Annotated in this window: 12 protein-coding genes; 8 read left to right on the top strand and 4 right to left on the bottom strand. The window is 54.4% G+C overall.

All coding sequences use genetic code 11. From position 1 onward, the window contains the following. Positions 1 to 92 precede the first annotated feature (92 nt). A complete protein-coding gene (gatD, locus tag F7C11_RS06495) occupies positions 93 to 1412 on the top strand; it encodes a Glu-tRNA(Gln) amidotransferase subunit GatD (protein ID WP_297092095.1) in 1320 nt (439 codons plus the stop codon). Further along, complete coding sequence (gatE, locus tag F7C11_RS06490; protein WP_297092093.1) at positions 1412 to 3301, top strand: Glu-tRNA(Gln) amidotransferase subunit GatE; 1890 nt, start codon at positions 1412 to 1414, stop codon at positions 3299 to 3301. Before gatD ends, gatE begins: the two co-directional genes overlap by 1 nt. A gap of 17 nt (positions 3302 to 3318) precedes the next feature. Here gatE and F7C11_RS06485 read toward each other — a convergent pair whose 3' ends face one another. Next, positions 3319 to 4002, bottom strand: coding sequence for a hypothetical protein (locus tag F7C11_RS06485; RefSeq protein ID WP_297092092.1), 684 nt, complete (start codon positions 4000 to 4002; stop codon positions 3319 to 3321). A gap of 212 nt (positions 4003 to 4214) precedes the next feature. On the opposite strand from F7C11_RS06485, the gene F7C11_RS06480 reads away from it, so the two are divergent. After that, entirely contained in the window at positions 4215 to 4868 is a 654-nt protein-coding gene (locus tag F7C11_RS06480) for a hypothetical protein (protein WP_297092090.1), read from the top strand. A gap of 15 nt (positions 4869 to 4883) precedes the next feature. Here the strand turns inward: F7C11_RS06480 and hmgA are convergent, their stop codons facing one another. Both hmgA and F7C11_RS06470 read right to left on the bottom strand, forming a co-directional pair. Continuing rightward, entirely contained in the window at positions 4884 to 6110 is a 1227-nt protein-coding gene (gene hmgA, locus F7C11_RS06475) for a hydroxymethylglutaryl-CoA reductase (NADPH) (RefSeq protein ID WP_297092088.1), read from the bottom strand. A gap of 17 nt (positions 6111 to 6127) precedes the next feature. Next, on the bottom strand, positions 6128 to 6871 hold the full coding sequence (locus tag F7C11_RS06470; RefSeq protein WP_297092086.1) for a MinD/ParA family protein: 744 nt from the start codon (positions 6869 to 6871) through the stop codon (positions 6128 to 6130). 151 nt (positions 6872 to 7022) lie between these two features. Between F7C11_RS06470 and tdh the strand changes: the two genes are divergently transcribed. The 4 genes from tdh (at position 7023) to truA (ending at position 12430) form a co-directional block, all read left to right on the top strand. Beyond that, entirely contained in the window at positions 7023 to 8075 is a 1053-nt protein-coding gene (gene tdh, locus F7C11_RS06465; RefSeq protein ID WP_297092298.1) for an L-threonine 3-dehydrogenase, read from the top strand. A gap of 71 nt (positions 8076 to 8146) precedes the next feature. Beyond that, positions 8147 to 9652 carry a phenylalanine--tRNA ligase subunit alpha gene (locus F7C11_RS06460; protein ID WP_297092084.1) on the top strand — a complete coding sequence of 502 codons (1506 nt, stop codon included), beginning with the start codon at positions 8147 to 8149 and terminating at the stop codon, positions 9650 to 9652. Between the two features lie 10 nt (positions 9653 to 9662). Then, positions 9663 to 11384 carry a phenylalanine--tRNA ligase subunit beta gene (gene pheT / locus F7C11_RS06455; protein WP_297092296.1) on the top strand — a complete coding sequence of 574 codons (1722 nt, stop codon included), beginning with the start codon at positions 9663 to 9665 and terminating at the stop codon, positions 11382 to 11384. Positions 11385 to 11626: 242 nt separating this feature from the next. After that, a complete protein-coding gene (truA, locus tag F7C11_RS06450; protein ID WP_297092082.1) occupies positions 11627 to 12430 on the top strand; it encodes a tRNA pseudouridine(38-40) synthase TruA in 804 nt (267 codons plus the stop codon). Here the strand turns inward: truA and F7C11_RS06445 are convergent. Further along, positions 12377 to 13771: a DEAD/DEAH box helicase gene (locus tag F7C11_RS06445; RefSeq protein ID WP_297092294.1), complete on the bottom strand. Its 1395-nt coding sequence runs from the start codon at positions 13769 to 13771 to the stop codon at positions 12377 to 12379. The two genes, truA and F7C11_RS06445, sit on opposite strands and share 54 nt — an antisense overlap. Positions 13772 to 13844: 73 nt before the next feature. Here F7C11_RS06445 and F7C11_RS06440 point away from each other — a divergent pair, with 73 nt between their 5' ends. Then, positions 13845 to 15110 (top strand): UbiD family decarboxylase, encoded by a 1266-nt coding sequence (locus F7C11_RS06440; protein WP_297092080.1) that lies wholly within the window; start codon positions 13845 to 13847, stop codon positions 15108 to 15110. Positions 15111 to 15112: the final 2 nt, after the last annotated feature.

Raw genomic sequence — 15112 nt, 5'->3', positions numbered from 1 at the left:
GGGATTCCTTGATAATCCCGGCCGAATTTTGTCACTTGTCCAGCCCGAAGGTTTATATTGGATTGAACGCACTATTCCCCGGAGGGAGAGCTATGCGCAAAGTTGAGAGGTTTATTAAGGATAAGAATCTAGAAGTCGGGGATTACGTCCGGATAATCGAAAAGGAGAACGGAAACACGAGTGTCTATGAGGGTATCGTCATGAACCCCTACGAGCTCTCCAGCGGCGAAACCCTCACGCTGAAGCTCGACAATGGGTACAACATCGGAATACTCGTTGACCAGATAGTGTCGGTTGAAATCATTGAGAAGGCTGCCCCTAAGGAAGAGCTCCAGTTCGAGGAGGTCTTCCCCAAGAGGCCAGGACTCCCCAGCGTTGCAATAATAGGAACGGGTGGAACTATAGCAAGCAGGATTGACTACAAGACCGGTGCCGTCCATGCGGCCTTCACAGCTGAGGAGCTCGCCAAAGCCGTCCCGGAGATATTTGACATAGCAAACATAACGCCAAAGCTACTCTTCAACATAATGAGCGAGGACATGCGCCCGGAGTACTGGGTCAAGATAGCCCACGAGGTCGCCGGAATGCTGAACAACGGTGAAGACGGCGTAGTCATCGCCCACGGGACTGACACGATGGCCTACACCGCCTCGGCGCTCAGCTTCATGCTCCGCGACCTGGGCAAGCCGGTTATTCTAGTCGGCTCCCAGAGGAGTTCCGACAGGCCGAGCAGCGATGCTGCCATGAACCTGATATGCTCGGTGAGGATGGCCACTGCCGACTTCGGAGAGGTCGCTATCGTCATGCATGGCGAGACCGGTGACACCTACTGCCTGGCCCACCGTGGAACCAAGGCCAGAAAGATGCATACGAGCAGGCGTGATGCCTTCCGGAGCATAAACGATATTCCCCTCGCGAAGGTATGGCCGGGAGGTAAAATCGAATTCCTCAGGAACGACTACAGGAGGAGAACCGAGAGCGAGGTCTGGGTGGACGACGAGATGGAGGAGCGCGTAGCCCTCGTCAAAGCGTTTCCGGGAATTCAGCCGGAGGTCATAGACTTCTTCGTCGACAAGGGCTACAAGGGAATCGTCATCGAGGGTACCGGACTGGGTCACGTCCCAACGTACCTCATAGACTCGATAAACCGCGCCACAGAGGATGGCCTTACCGTCTGCATGACCAGCCAGTGCCTCTACGGCAGGGTGAACCTCAACGTCTACTCCACCGGCAGGAGGCTCCTTAAGGCAGGCGTCATACCATGCGAGGACATGCTCCCTGAGACAGCGTACGTCAAGCTCATGTGGGTTCTCGGTCACACTGACGACCCGAAGGAAGTCCGCGAAATGATGCTGACCAACTATGCCGGCGAGATAACGCCCTACACCAGGTTTGACACTTTCCTGAGGTGATGATGATGGCGTACGATTACGAGAAGCTCGGTCTCAAGGTTGGCCTTGAAATCCACAGACAGCTGGATACAAAAAAGCTGTTTTCACCCGTCCCGAGTGAGTTCAGAGACGAGGTTGACTTCACCTTCCAGCGCAGACTCAGGCCGACCATAAGTGAGCTCGGTGAGGTTGACCCGGCAGCGCTTGAGGAATTCAAGAAGGGGAGGACGTACATCTACGAGGGCAACTACGAGCTTACGGATCTCGTTTATATGGACGAAGAACCTCCCCACATGCCGGACGAAGAGGCGCTGAAGGTCTCACTCCAGATAAGCTACCTCCTCAACGCCACCCCCGTTGACGAGGTTCACTTCATGCGCAAGATAGTCATCGATGGCTCAAACGTCTCCGGCTTCCAGAGAACGGCGATAATAGCCATGAACGGAAGAGTTGATACGCCATGGGGAAGCGTCGGCATTCCAACGATCTGCCTGGAGGAGGACGCGTGCCGTATCGTCGAGAGGCGGGGTAAAGAGGTGGTGTACCGTCTCGACCGCCTTGGAATCCCGCTCGTTGAGATAGCAACGACGCCGGACATACACCACCCGGAACAGGCGAAGGTCGTCGCCAAGTACATAGGCGATGCGCTGAGGGCAACGAGGAAGGTCAAGCGCGGCCTTGGAACCATCAGGCAGGACCTGAACGTCTCCATCAAGGGTGGTGCAAGGGTTGAAATCAAGGGCGTGCAGGAGCTGGACATGATTCCGGTCATAATCGAGCGCGAGATCGAGAGACAGCTCAACCTGATCGAGATCAGGGACGAGCTCAAAAGGAGAGGGGTCACTCCGGAGGACATAACGGAAGAGTTCCACGACGTCACGGACATATTCGAAAACACAGGATCGAAGATAATAGCGAGAACCATAGAGAGGGGCGGAAAGGTTCTGGCGATAAAGCTCCCCAAGTTCCGCGGCCTGATCGGAAGGGAGATACAGCCTGGAAGGAGGCTCGGCACGGAAATGGCAGACAGGGCCAAGAAGTACGTGAAGGGCATATTCCACATCGACGAACTTCCGAACTATGGAATTACCGAAGAGGAGGTCAGGAGAATCGTCGAGAGGCTCGGCCTGGGAGAAGACGACGCCTTCGTTCTCGTTGCCGCCGAGGAGGAGACCGCAAAAAACGCCCTCCGCGAGGTACTTCAGCGGGCAAGGGAAGCCATAGAGGGCGTTCCCGAAGAGACCAGGAGAGCCCTGCCGGACGGAAACACCCAGTACATGCGCCCATTACCCGGAAAGGCGAGGATGTACCCCGAGACGGACATACCCCCGATACTGATAACGGACGAGATGAAGGAGGAGATACTGGCGAATCTGCCCGAGCTCCCGCAGGAGCGCGTTGAACGCTACGTGAGGGAGTACAGGATAGACAGGAGCCTTGCGGAAACCCTCGTCAACGACGAGCGTGACGAGCTCTTTGAGGAGCTCATACAGAAAGGCGTCAAACCGTCTTTAGCCGCTTCAATACTCGTGGTGGTTCTCAAGGGCCTCAAGAAGGAGGTACCTATAGAGAACATCAGGGACGAGCACATCAGGGAGGCCTTTGACCTCTATCTGAGCGGAAAGATCGCCAAGGAGGCCTTCGAGGACATATTCAAGGAGCTGGCGAAGAGCCCCGAGAAGACCGCAAAGCAAGTCGCTGAAGAGAAGGGTCTGACGCTCCTCAGCGAGGAAGAGGTTGAGAGGATAATCGACGAGGTCATTCAGGCGAACATTGAGGTCATCAAGGCCAAGGGGATGGGTGCGATGGGCATGATCATGGGCAGGGTGATGGCGAAGCTCCGCGGAAGGGCGGACGGAAAGCTCGTCAGCTCGCTCGTGAGGAAAAAGATTCAGGAGGCCACCTCCTGAGGCCCTTCTTCTTTTCATTAAACGCCCAGGAACTTGCGAACTTTGAATTTTAGATAGCCAAAAAATGCACTGTTGAGGTATGAGTCCGTCGAGTGGGCGAAAAGCGTTCTTGCTGTCATGTGGTCTTTGAAGTGGAGAAACGCCAGCTCGCGAAGATCCTTCTTATCGAACAGCAGAATAGTATTGGCAAGTACTCGGGCACCAAAAGCGTCCAGGGGGTCATAACGTACCCTGGCAAGCTTTCGAGGAGCCCCCAGTTTAACCGTACGGTAGTTTCTGGCGATTATCTCGTCGATAAGCGTGAAGGTACCCTTTCTGAACCCTGCGGGGTGGTCTTTAATCTCGATCTTCGTGGGCTGCACAACCTTATCGAGCACGTAATACTCCGGGAACAGTTTTTCGCGGATCTTAACCAGCTCAAGAAGGTTGAAGAGGGCCATCAGATACGTCTCGATGACGGTTTCCGGCGTTATGTCCAGATAGTAGAGCTCGTCGAGAAGGACCCTTTTTCCTTCCGGACACTCCATCCGCAGAAGCCTTGTCCCGTGGGAATCAACGATGTAGAGGCCACTATCGATGAGAAAGCTCTTGTACGTGGGGGACTGAATAACCACGTCCTCGAACAGCAGTTCAAACAGCTTCGAAGTCGAGCTTACAACAATCGATTTGCAGGTGTGCCCGTCCATTTCAACCGGGATCATTGGAAACTCCCCAACATGTGTTAGAGAATCTCCTAAATTAACTTTTCTTGACCCCATGTCAGGAAATTAGCAAAAATATCAACAAAAATGAGCAATATGGGATTAAAAATCCAGAAGGAGTTACAAAGAAGGCACATTATAATACGGCTTCCCATTCCACAAAGCGGTTTAACAGGGGTGAACGTTTTAAACCCTGAAGAGTATTCAGTGCGATGGACATCGCGGCGAGATTCAGGTCGGTGTTCCGGGTATGGAAAGCACAGATAAAGTCCCTCACGTATATGCAGGTTAGATGCGGCGTTCTTTCCGAATGCATAAAGTGGACTGAGAGACGTCTCAACTCCCTGGGACTCCAATACACCATTCTTATCGACCCAGACCAGTATACTCTGACTGCAGTAGCAGAAGCTTTTTATGAAAGAGGTAAATTTTTGGGAGTACTGGAGCTGAAGGACGAACTGAGCCGTGCGTTCTACCTGATTGAGTCAAACCTCCCGATAGACCTCAGGGACATTCCTGGACTGGAGTTCACCCTGACCTTCAGGGTGCGGAAAAAGGAGGGGTTAGCCGCACTCCTAAAGGTCATACACGGGGGAAGGGCCGGTGGGGCGAGACACAAACACCGCTCCACGCTGAACTTCCTAACCAGCTTCTTAGGGAGCATCATCATATCAACAGTGATAGATCTCGAAAGCTACTGGGCTCAGCTCATCGTCATGCTCGTTCTGACTGCCCTTCTGTTCCTGATACTCGACTACCCGTTCTCTCTGCTCTACTTTAAGGGCGTGGAAGTTGTTTCCACCAGGAATCGCGAGGAGAAGATTCTAATAGTCAAAATAAAAGGGCCGAAGGAGAGAAGCGTTTAATGGGGAAAACTAAATTCAGCGCCCTAGCTCGGCGTGAGCCTTTGCGAGATGCTTCGCCGCTATTGCCGCCAGAAGGGAGAGTTCTCCGGCGAGAACCGCACCGGCTATTATCTCGGCGAACTTCTTGGCATTCGTCCCTGGTGGGTCTCCTCCGCCGGCGACACCCATGATGCTCAGCGCCTCCCTCTGGGTCGGAACGCGCGTCCCCCCGCCAACCGTCCCTATTTCAAGGCTCGGCATGGTGACGCTTATGTAGAGGTCTCCCTCGGGGGTTACCTCAGCCAGGGTTATTCCGTGGGAGCCCTCGGTGATCTGCGCCTCGTCCTGGCCGGTGGCGAGGAATATCGCCCCGACTATGTTGGCAAAGTGGGCGTTGAAGCCGTAGCTCCCGGCCTGAGCCGAGCCGACGAGGTTCTTCCTGTAGTTGACTTCGGCTATGAGCTCCGGCGTGGTCTTAAGCTTCTTCTCAACTATCTCCCTCGGGATAGTGGCCTCTGCTATAACCGTCTTTCCGCGGCCGTTGATGAAGTTCATAGCGTTGGGCTTCTTGTCGACGCAGAGGTTGCCTGAGAGGGCGAGATACTTCACGTCAGGGAACTCCTCCTCGATGACCTTCATTATCTCCTCACTCGATATCGTCACCATGTTCATGCCCATCGCATCGCCGGTCTCGAACTCGAAGCGGAGGTAGAGGTTGTTGCCAACGATGTAGGGCTTAACGTCGCGCAGCTTCCCGTGTCTGGTGACCTTGCTAACGGCTTTCTCCTGGAGGTAGTCGATGTTGGCCTTAACCCACTCGGCAACCTCTCTGGCCCTTCTTGCGTCGGGGCACTTGAGGAGAGGCGCACGGGTCATCTTGTCACCTATTATGGTCGTCTTGACGCCTCCCGCGGCGGTGAGCGCCGAACAGCCGCGGTTGACGCTTGCAACGAGCGCTCCCTCCGTTGTGGCGAGCGGAATGTAGAATTCGCCCTTTGCATACTCGCCGTTAATCCTGAGCGGCCCCGCAATGCCCATCGGTATCTGGACGACGCCTATCATGTTCTCGATGTTCTTGCCTATAACCTTCTCAGGGTCTATCGAGTAGTACCCTATGTTCTCAAGGCTGACGCCGAGCTTCTTTTCGAGCGCCCTTCTCCTTATTTCGGTGGCTAGTTTTTTATCGCCGTCTGTGTATTTTTCAACCTGGTGGAGCTTTATCTCTCCACTGGCTACCTTATCCACAAGCTCTTCCACGTTCATAGCAACACCCCCAGAAATCAGCTGAATATCCATTCCTCAAGTATTTCCCCCGTTTCGCGAAGGGCTATCGCCGCATCGCTTTCGGGGAGGTATTTGATTATGGGAACGCCCTCGTTTATGGACTCGGGGACGTTATAATCGAAGGGAACCCATCCAATGACAGGGACATCAAGGTCGCTTTCCACCGCATTCACTATTTTCTCAACGACATCGGCGGATTCCCTCACCTTGTTCAGTATGACGCCGATGTTGAGGTTGTACCTCTCACCCAGAACCTTCAGCTTTTCAATCTCGTTTTTTACCATGGTCTCGAAGGAATATATCGGCGAGCGCTCAATTTCAACGACAATCAGCTGGTAGTTGGCAACCTCAAATGTTGGAAGGGTGTCAAAGGGTATGCCCGTCGGGGAATCCACAAAAACTACGCCAAACTTGTATTTGACCCTCTCCAGTATGTCAACGAGCCTTTTGGGTGATATCCCGAGGACATCCTGGAGCTGGGTGCTCCCGGGCATGACATGGACTCCGGTCTGGGGATGCTTGTATATTGCCCACTCGGGGTCGATATCGGGGTTTCTCAGAAGGGAGTGGAGGGTGTACTTTACAGTATCGAGGGCAAAGTGAAAGCCCAGATTAGGGAGGTAAAGGTCACCGTCAATCGCCAGAACACGGTATTCCCTCATCGCGAGGTACGTACTGAGGTTTGCGGTCATCGTGGTCTTTCCAGCGCCGCCCCTCCCTGTCACCACTATCAGCGCCATCGTTAAACCCCCTTATCAAGTGGAAATACTCAAAAGAGGATATAAGGTTTCCGATGGGCATGGGAAACACCCCTTACCGCACCTACGGCCGCAAAAGGTTTATATCGTCCCCCATTCAGATTTTCATTGTAAGGTTAAGGAGATGATTGCCATGGCCGAGAAGATGCCCGCTATTGTAAAAACCAAGCCCGCTTACGGTGCTGAGCTCGTTGAAGTTGACGTTCCAAAGCCCGGGCCCGGGGAGGTTCTCATCAAGGTTCTTGCAACGAGTATCTGCGGGACTGACCTTCACATCTACGAGTGGAACGAGTGGGCCCAGAGCAGGATCAGGACTCCCCAGATCATGGGGCATGAGGTCGCCGGTGAGGTAATTGAGGTTGGCCCGGGTGTTGACACCCTTGAGGTCGGCGATTACATAAGCGCTGAAACCCACATCGTCTGCGGCAAGTGCTACGCCTGCAGGCACAACCGGTATCACGTCTGCCAGAACACCAAGATATTTGGGGTCGATATGGACGGTGTCTTTGCCGAATATGCAATAGTGCCCGCCCAGAACGCCTGGAAGAATCCGAAGGGCATGAAGCCCGAATACGCCACCCTCCAAGAGCCCCTTGGCAATGCGGTTGATACGGTTTTGGCCGGCCCGATAGCCGGGATGAGTACCCTCATAACGGGCGCCGGGCCACTCGGATTGCTCGGAATAGCGGTCGCCAAGGCGGCGGGGGCATACCCTGTTATCGTGAGCGAACCGAGCGAGTTCAGGAGGAAGCTGGCCAAAAAAGTCGGAGCGGACTACGTCGTCAACCCCTTTGAGGAGGACCCTGTCAAGTTCGTGATGGACGTGACCGATGGGGCTGGTGTGGAAGTCTTCCTTGAGTTCAGCGGGGCGCCAAAGGCACTTGAACAGGGCCTCCAGGCCACCACCCCCGGAGGGAGAGTCTCCCTGCTCGGCCTCTTCCCACGCGATGTCACCTTTGACATGAACAACCTCGTGATATTCAAGGCCCTTGAGGTTCACGGCATAACGGGCAGGCACCTCTGGGAGACCTGGTACACGGTCTCAAGCCTGATCCAGAGCGGCAAGCTCAACCTTGACCCGATAATCACCCACAAGTACAGGGGCTTTGATGACTTCGAGGAAGCCTTCGAGCTGATGAGGGCAGGCAAGACCGGAAAGGTCGTCTTCTTCCCGCACAAGGGCTGATTTATTTCCCCATTTCTTTCACCGCAATTTTTAAGTAACTCTTCTCAAACTCAACCCAAGGAGGTGGCCCTATGGAGCTAAGCTATCAGGAAAAACTCACTCTCATAAAGCTCAACGAGGTTAAGAAGGTCAAATTCGAAGAGCTCGTCGAGAGAACCGGCCTTGATCAGGTAGCTGTTATGCGTTCTGTCCTTGGACTTCAGAGCAAGGGACTGGCGAGACTTCAGGAAAAGAGCGAAAGGATAGCGAAGCTGACCGAAACCGGAAAAAAGTACGCTCAGATCGGCCTTCCGGAGTGGCGGGCTCTTGCGGTTTTGAGGGAGAAGGGGAGGGCAACCTTGGACGACCTCAGGAGCGTCCTCAGTGAAGATGAGCTCAAACCAATAGTCGGCCTTTTGAGAAAGGAAAACTGGGCGTCCGTGAGGAAGGAAGACGGAAAGCTCGTTCTTGAGATCACCGAGAAGGGGATGAATGCGGGCGAGAGACCGATTGACATGGCACTCAAACTCCTTGCCGAGAAGAAGGTCGTCCCCCTGGACGAGATTGAGAAACTGGTTCCTGCCAAGGAACTCAAGAGAAGAAGGATAGCCGAGGAAGACACCGCGACCGAGAGGTTCGTGGAGATCACCGCCGCGGGGGAGGAACTCGTAAAGAGGGGCATCGAGCTGAAGGAGGAGGTCTCTACCCTCACCCCGGAGCTGATAAAGTCCGGCAAGTGGAGGGAAGTTGAGTTCAAACGCTTCAACATCCATGCCCCCGTCAGGAAACTGTACCCCGGCAAGAAGCAACCGTACAGGGCATTCCTCGACAAGCTGAGGAGAAGGCTCATCGAGATGGGCTTCATTGAGATGACGGTTGACAGTCTCATAGAGACCCAGTTCTGGAACTTCGACGCGCTCTTCCAGCCCCAGAACCACCCGGCAAGGGACTGGACGGACACGTATCAGCTCAAATACCCGAAGAGCGGCCACCTGCCCGGAGAAGACCTGGTCGGAAGGGTAAGAGCCTCCCACGAGCACGGCGGGAACACCGGTTCCAGAGGCTGGGGCTACGTCTGGTCCCCGGAGAGGGCAATGCTGCTGATGCCGCGCGCCCACGGAACAGCACTGGATGCAAGGCAGCTCGCGAGGGGCGTCGAGATACCGGGCAAGTACTTCACCATTCAGCGCGTCTTCCGTCCCGACGTTCTGGACAGGACTCACCTCATAGAGTTCAACCAGATCGACGGCTTCGTCGTTGGAGAGGATTTAACCTTCAAGCACCTCCTTGGAATACTAAAGCGCTTCGCCGTTGAGATAGCCGGGGCCAAAAAAGTCAAGTTCCTGCCCGACTACTATCCATTCACGGAGCCGAGCGTCCAGATGAGCGCGTATCATCCAGAACTCGGATGGGTGGAGTTCGGTGGAGCCGGAATCTTCCGCGAGGAGATGACAAAGGCCCTTGGAGTTGACGTCCCGGTAATAGCGTGGGGAATAGGAATCGACAGACTTGCTATGTTCAAGCTCGGAATAGACGACATCCGCTACCTTTTCAGCTACGACCTGCGCTGGCTGAGGGAGGCGAGGCTCGTCTGGTGAGGTGATGGAAATGCCAAAGTTCGACGTTTCCAAGGCTGACCTCGAGAGGCTGGTTGGAAGGACCTTCACCGTTGAGGAGTGGGAGGACCTTTTCCTCTACGCTAAATGCGAGCTGGACGACGTCTGGGAGGAGGACGGTGAAATCTACTTCAAGGCGGACTCGAAGGACACCAACAGGCCCGACCTCTGGAGCGCCGAGGGCATAGCGAGGCAGATTAGGTTTGCTCTCGGCCTGGAGAAGGGCCTGCCGAAATATGAAGTTGAAAAGAGCGACGTCACGGTCTATGTTGACGAAAAACTGAAGGAGATCCGCCCGTATGGTGTTTACGCAATAGTCGAGGGACTGAACCTTGATGAGAAAGCACTCAAACAGATGATCAACCTTCAGGAGAAGGTGGCGCTGACATTTGGGAGGCGGAGAAGGGAAGTCGCGATTGGCATCTTTGACTTCGACAGGGTGAAGCCGCCGATATACTACCGCGCAGCAGAGAAGACCGAAAAGTTCGTCCCGCTGGGCTTCGATGAGGAGCTGACGCTGGAGGAGATCCTTGAAAAACACGAGAAGGGAAAGGAGTACGGACACCTCATCAAGGACAGGCCCTACTACCCGCTCCTCGTTGACAGCGAGGGCAAGGTTCTCTCAATGCCCCCGGTTATAAACTCCGAGATAACCGGCAGGGTGACCACCGAGACGAAGAACGTATTCGTTGACGTTACCGGCTGGGATTTGGAGAAGATAACCCTTGCCCTGAACGTGGTGGTTACCGCCCTGGCGGAGCGCGGGGGGAAGATTAAGAGCGTCAAGGTTGTTTACAAGGACTTTGAGATTGAAACACCCGACTTGACTCCAAAATCCTTCGAGGTCGAGCTGGACTACATCAAAAGGCTCACCGGCCTGGAGCTGGACGACGAGGACATCAAGAACCTCCTGGAGCGCATGATGTATCAGGTCGAACTCACCGACGGAAAGGCAAAGCTCCTCTATCCGGCCTTCCGCAATGACATAATGCACGCAAGGGACGTCCTTGAGGATGTCCTCATCGCTTACGGCTACAACGAGATCGAGCCGGAGGAGCCAGAGCTGGCTGTGCAGGGCAGGGGGGACAAGTTCGTCGAGTTCGAAGACGCCGTCAGGGAGCTGATGGTAGGATTCGGCCTGCAAGAGGTTATGACCTTCAACCTTACCAACAGGGAGGCGCAGTATTCAAAGATGAACATCCCCTGCGGGGAGCAGGAGGAATGCGGTGACTACTTCACACATCCGCCTGGAGAGCTCGTTGAGATAGAGAACCCGATAAGCCCCAAGTGGTCCGCCCTGAGGGTCTGGCTCATCCCCAGCCTGCTTGACTTCCTGAGCCAGAATACCCACGAGGAGTACCCGCAGAGAATTTTTGAGGTCGGAAAGGTTACCCTGATCGACGAGAGCAGGGAAACGAAGACAGTGAGTGAGAGCAAGCTGGCCGTCGCCCTTGCTCACCCGCGTGTGACCTTTACGGAGGCCAAAGAGATACTGGAAAGCGTCATGCGCCACCTCGGCTTTGAGTACAGGCTGGAAGAGGCCGAACACCCGAGTTTCATTCCCGGCAGGGCCGGAAAAATAGTCGTCGGAGGCAGGGTTGTCGGAGTCATTGGGGAAATCCACCCGGCAGTCCTGGAAAACTGGGGAATAGAAATGCCTATGGCGGCCTTTGAACTGTTTTTGAGGCCGCTCTACAGAGAACCCTACCTTTAATCCCTTTTTTCCAGGCTCTTCTTAAGCAGAGTACACATTATTTCAAAGTTCGTGACGTTTGTGAGCACCTCAAGGTCAACTATCTCTGCCATAATATCACCCCACATATGCCTAGAAAGCGTTGTTTATCAATTTTTCCAGAAGTTCATTGAATCATGTTCAAAACGTTGGTTTGCATTTGTAAAATAACCTGTCGTTCCGTCGGGAAAAGGCATTTATACCCTCCACCGGATTCAACAACCATGCGGGTGGTCCTCAGGATAGCGTACGACGGTACGGCATTTTACGGCTTCCAGAGACAGCCGAACGTGAGAACCGTCGAGGGGGAGCTCCTCAGGGTTCTCTCAAGGCTCGGGATAATAAGGGACGCCGAGAGCTCAAACTTCAAGGGTGCTTCCAGAACGGACAGGGGTGTCTCCGCTTTCTTCAACGTCGTTGCCTTTGACGTCGAGAGCCGGCCCGACCTGGTGAGGGGGGAGGTTCTCAACCACCACCTAAAGGATGTGTGGGTTCTCGGCGTTGCAGAGGTGCCCCGGGATTTTCACCCACGCTTCTGGGCAAGGTCAAAGATCTACAGGTACTACCTGGTTGATGAGGGCTTTGAGGAGGGGCCTATGAGGAAATGCGCCTCCCTCTTCGTTGGAAGGCACGACTTTTCGGCATTTGCAAGGCTGGAACCGGGGAAAGACCCCGTGAGGGAGCTGACCCGAGTTGAGGTGAGAAAGAGACACGGCTACTACGTCATTGAAATCGAGGGGAAGAGCTTCCTCTGGGAAATGGCAAGGAGGATAGTGAGCGCCATCAGATTCTGCGGTCTCGGCCTTATGGAACCGGAAGAGGTTGAAAGGATGCTCGCCGGTGATTATAAGAAAAAAGTGCCTCCAGCCGCCCCGGAAGGCCTGATACTCTGGCACATAGCGTACGACGACGTGGAGTTTCAGGGCGATGTGAGGGGCGTTGGCAGGGCGAAGAGGGACCTGTTCGAGCGCTACTCACAAGCGCTTACGAGGGCGGCCCTTTTTGGAGACGTTCTCCTCGAGCTTTGAAGCCATTTCCCTATCGTAGTACCTGCCGTAATACTGCTTGAGGGCCTTCTGTCTCTCGATGAAGTGTGTGAAGAGCAGGGGGTCATCGTCCTGAACATCAACAATAACGGCCTTCATCCCCTTCTTTGGCCTCAGGGCACGGCCTATGGTCTGGATTGTCATTATATCACTCTTTCCTCCCCCAGCCAGGATTATCGCGGATATCTCGGGTATGTCAACGCCCTCCTTAAGGAGCGTGGAGACGAGAACCGGTATGTGCCCTTCCTTAAAGTCCTCCAGGATGCCCCATCTGTCGGGGCTCTGAGAGCTTAGGAACTCGGCTTTTATTCCCTCCTTTTCGAGCATCTCCTTCAGGATTTTGCCGTGCTCTATACGTTTGACGTCTATGAGAACGCGGTGGCCTTTTCTGGCCAGTTCGACGGCTTTTTGCACTATCGCCATGTTCCTTTCGTCGTTGTTCATTATCATGTCCTCGTAAAGCTCCTTGTAGCGCTCGCTGAACGAGGGCATCTTTGACTCGTAGGTTATTATCTCAAAACGGGGTCTCGCGAGGAACTTCTCCTTTATCAGGTCTTCAGCCTTGACCTCGAATATGGTCGGGCCGACAACCGCCTCTATCTTTATCTCCTCACCGCGAACGCGCCTCCACGGTGTCGCCGAGAGTCCGAAGCGATAGACCTGGGGAAGGCTGAGACCCAGTCTGTAGAACTTCTCGGCGGCGGAAGTCCTGTGGCACTCATCAAACATCACTATCGCATACTCGTTCTGGAGCTTATCCGCTCCCCTTGAAAGGAGGGTCTGTATCATGGCAACGGTCACTGCCCTCTCATCCCACTTGTTGTCCCCAACTATGCCCGGCTCGACACCCAGAACTTCCTCCACCTTCTCCGCCCACTGATAGAGGAGCTCCTTGGTGTGAACCACTATCAGCGCAGAGAGGTCAAGCTCGTGGATGATACGCAGGCCAACCACGGTCTTTCCGCTTCCTACCGGAAGGGAGAGAACCCCCATCTTCTCTTTCAGGGCTTTTTTTATCGCTCTCTGCTGATACCTGCGCATAACATAGTTCTCGTTCCACGTGGAGTTGAGCTTTACACCCCTGACCTGCCGTTCGTCCCTGACCCTCACCCGATAGCCCTTAGAATTGAGGAACTTCTTGACCCTTGGAAGAACACCCACGGGAAACGTCCTCTCATAGGGGTCGTAGAGGCTCTCGGGCTTCTCCCACTTCCCAAAGTCCTTCTTGTAGCTCAGCAACTCATATATCCTAAAGTAAACCTGAGGATCAGCCTTCTCAACTTTCACCAGTGCCGAACCATCCGGAATTCGAAGGACTACCATAGGCATGACCAATCACCGGGAGTTTGGAAAAAGGCTTTATAGACCTTTTGGAACACCCCTCTAAGGTGGTGAAATGCTGAGGGAAATCATCGAGCGTTTTGAGGATACCGTAATCGTGGAGGAACCCGTGAGCAAGGAGCTTGAGATAACCCGGTATCTCGTGAAGTACCGCGATAGGCCGGTTCTCTTCAGAAACGTGGACGGCTGGATGGTTGCGGGGAACATCTGGAGCACCAGGGAAAGGATAGCGGGCTACCTTGGGACTGAAAGGGAGAAACTCCTGCACTTTATAGCGAATGCCATGGAAAACCCCGAACCCGTCAGGACTGTCGAGAGTGCACCGTTCACGGCAAACTCAACTGCAGACTTTTCTCTCCGTGAGCTCCCGATTCCAAAATACTATCCCCGCGACGGGGGACAGTACTTTACCTCCGCCATGGTCATAGCCAAGGACGAGGAAGGCTTTGTCAACATGTCCTTCCACAGGATGATGGTCATTGATGATAAAAGAGCCGCCATAAGGCTCGTTCCGAGGCACCTGTACGCCATGTGGAAGGAGAAGGCGGAGAGAGGCGAGGAGCTGGACGTCAGGATAGTCGTCGGGAATCCAATACACCTCCTAATCGCCGGTGCGACGAGTGTTGCCTACGGAACGAGCGAGCTTGAAATAGCGTCCAAAATGAGCAGAATGGCCTTTGGAAAGCCCCTCGATGTTTTCGACCTCGGTGGAATCCCCGTCCCAGTTGAGACGGAGTTCGTCTTCGAAGCCAAGATACTCCCGGAACTCACAGATGAAGGGCCCTTCGTTGACATAACCGGAACCTACGACTACGTGAGAAAACAGCCGGTGGTGGTCTTTGAACGCATGCATCACGTTGACGAACCCGTTTTTCACGCCCTCCTTCCCGGCGGCTACGAGCACTACATGCTGATGGGACTTCCCAAGGAGCCGCAGATTTACGCGAGCGTTAAGAGGGTCGTACCCAGGGTTCACGGCGTAAGGCTTACCGAAGGCGGTGCGATGTGGCTCCACGCCGTTGTCAGCATAACCAAACAGCACGACGGGGATGGGAAGAACGCCATCCTGGCGGCATTCGCTGGCCATCCCAGTCTGAAGCACGTGATCGTCGTTGACGAAGATATCAACATCTATGACGACAGGGACGTTGAATGGGCGATAGCGACGCGCTTCCAGGCGGACAGAGACCTGGTGATTATCCCCAACGCCCGGGGCAGTTCCCTTGACCCCTCGGCCGAGAAGAGCCTAACTGCCAAGTGGGGAATTGACGCGACCAAGCCGCTGGAAAGGAAAGAGGAGTTCGAAAGGGCGGAAGTTTGATT

Source organism: Thermococcus sp., assembly GCF_015521605.1.
GTDB lineage: Archaea > Methanobacteriota_B > Thermococci > Thermococcales > Thermococcaceae > Thermococcus.
Note: the sequence above shows the minus strand (reverse complement) of the source record. Positions and strands in the feature narration are given on the sequence as shown.

Excerpts from the sequence above, each read along its gene's own strand:
- gatD (WP_297092095.1), top strand. The coding sequence starts at position 93 with ATGCGCAAAGTTGAGAGGTTTATTAAGGATAAGAATCTAGAAGTCGGG.
- gatE (WP_297092093.1), top strand. The coding sequence starts at position 1,412 with ATGATGATGGCGTACGATTACGAGAAGCTCGGTCTCAAGGTTGGCCTT.
- F7C11_RS06485 (WP_297092092.1), bottom strand. The coding sequence starts at position 4,002 with ATGATCCCGGTTGAAATGGACGGGCACACCTGCAAATCGATTGTTGTA.
- F7C11_RS06480 (WP_297092090.1), top strand. The coding sequence starts at position 4,215 with ATGGACATCGCGGCGAGATTCAGGTCGGTGTTCCGGGTATGGAAAGCA.
- hmgA (WP_297092088.1), bottom strand. The coding sequence starts at position 6,110 with ATGAACGTGGAAGAGCTTGTGGATAAGGTAGCCAGTGGAGAGATAAAG.
- F7C11_RS06470 (WP_297092086.1), bottom strand. The coding sequence starts at position 6,871 with ATGGCGCTGATAGTGGTGACAGGGAGGGGCGGCGCTGGAAAGACCACG.
- tdh (WP_297092298.1), top strand. The coding sequence starts at position 7,023 with ATGGCCGAGAAGATGCCCGCTATTGTAAAAACCAAGCCCGCTTACGGT.
- F7C11_RS06460 (WP_297092084.1), top strand. The coding sequence starts at position 8,147 with ATGGAGCTAAGCTATCAGGAAAAACTCACTCTCATAAAGCTCAACGAG.
- pheT (WP_297092296.1), top strand. The coding sequence starts at position 9,663 with ATGCCAAAGTTCGACGTTTCCAAGGCTGACCTCGAGAGGCTGGTTGGA.
- truA (WP_297092082.1), top strand. The coding sequence starts at position 11,627 with ATGCGGGTGGTCCTCAGGATAGCGTACGACGGTACGGCATTTTACGGC.
- F7C11_RS06445 (WP_297092294.1), bottom strand. The coding sequence starts at position 13,771 with ATGGTAGTCCTTCGAATTCCGGATGGTTCGGCACTGGTGAAAGTTGAG.
- F7C11_RS06440 (WP_297092080.1), top strand. The coding sequence starts at position 13,845 with ATGCTGAGGGAAATCATCGAGCGTTTTGAGGATACCGTAATCGTGGAG.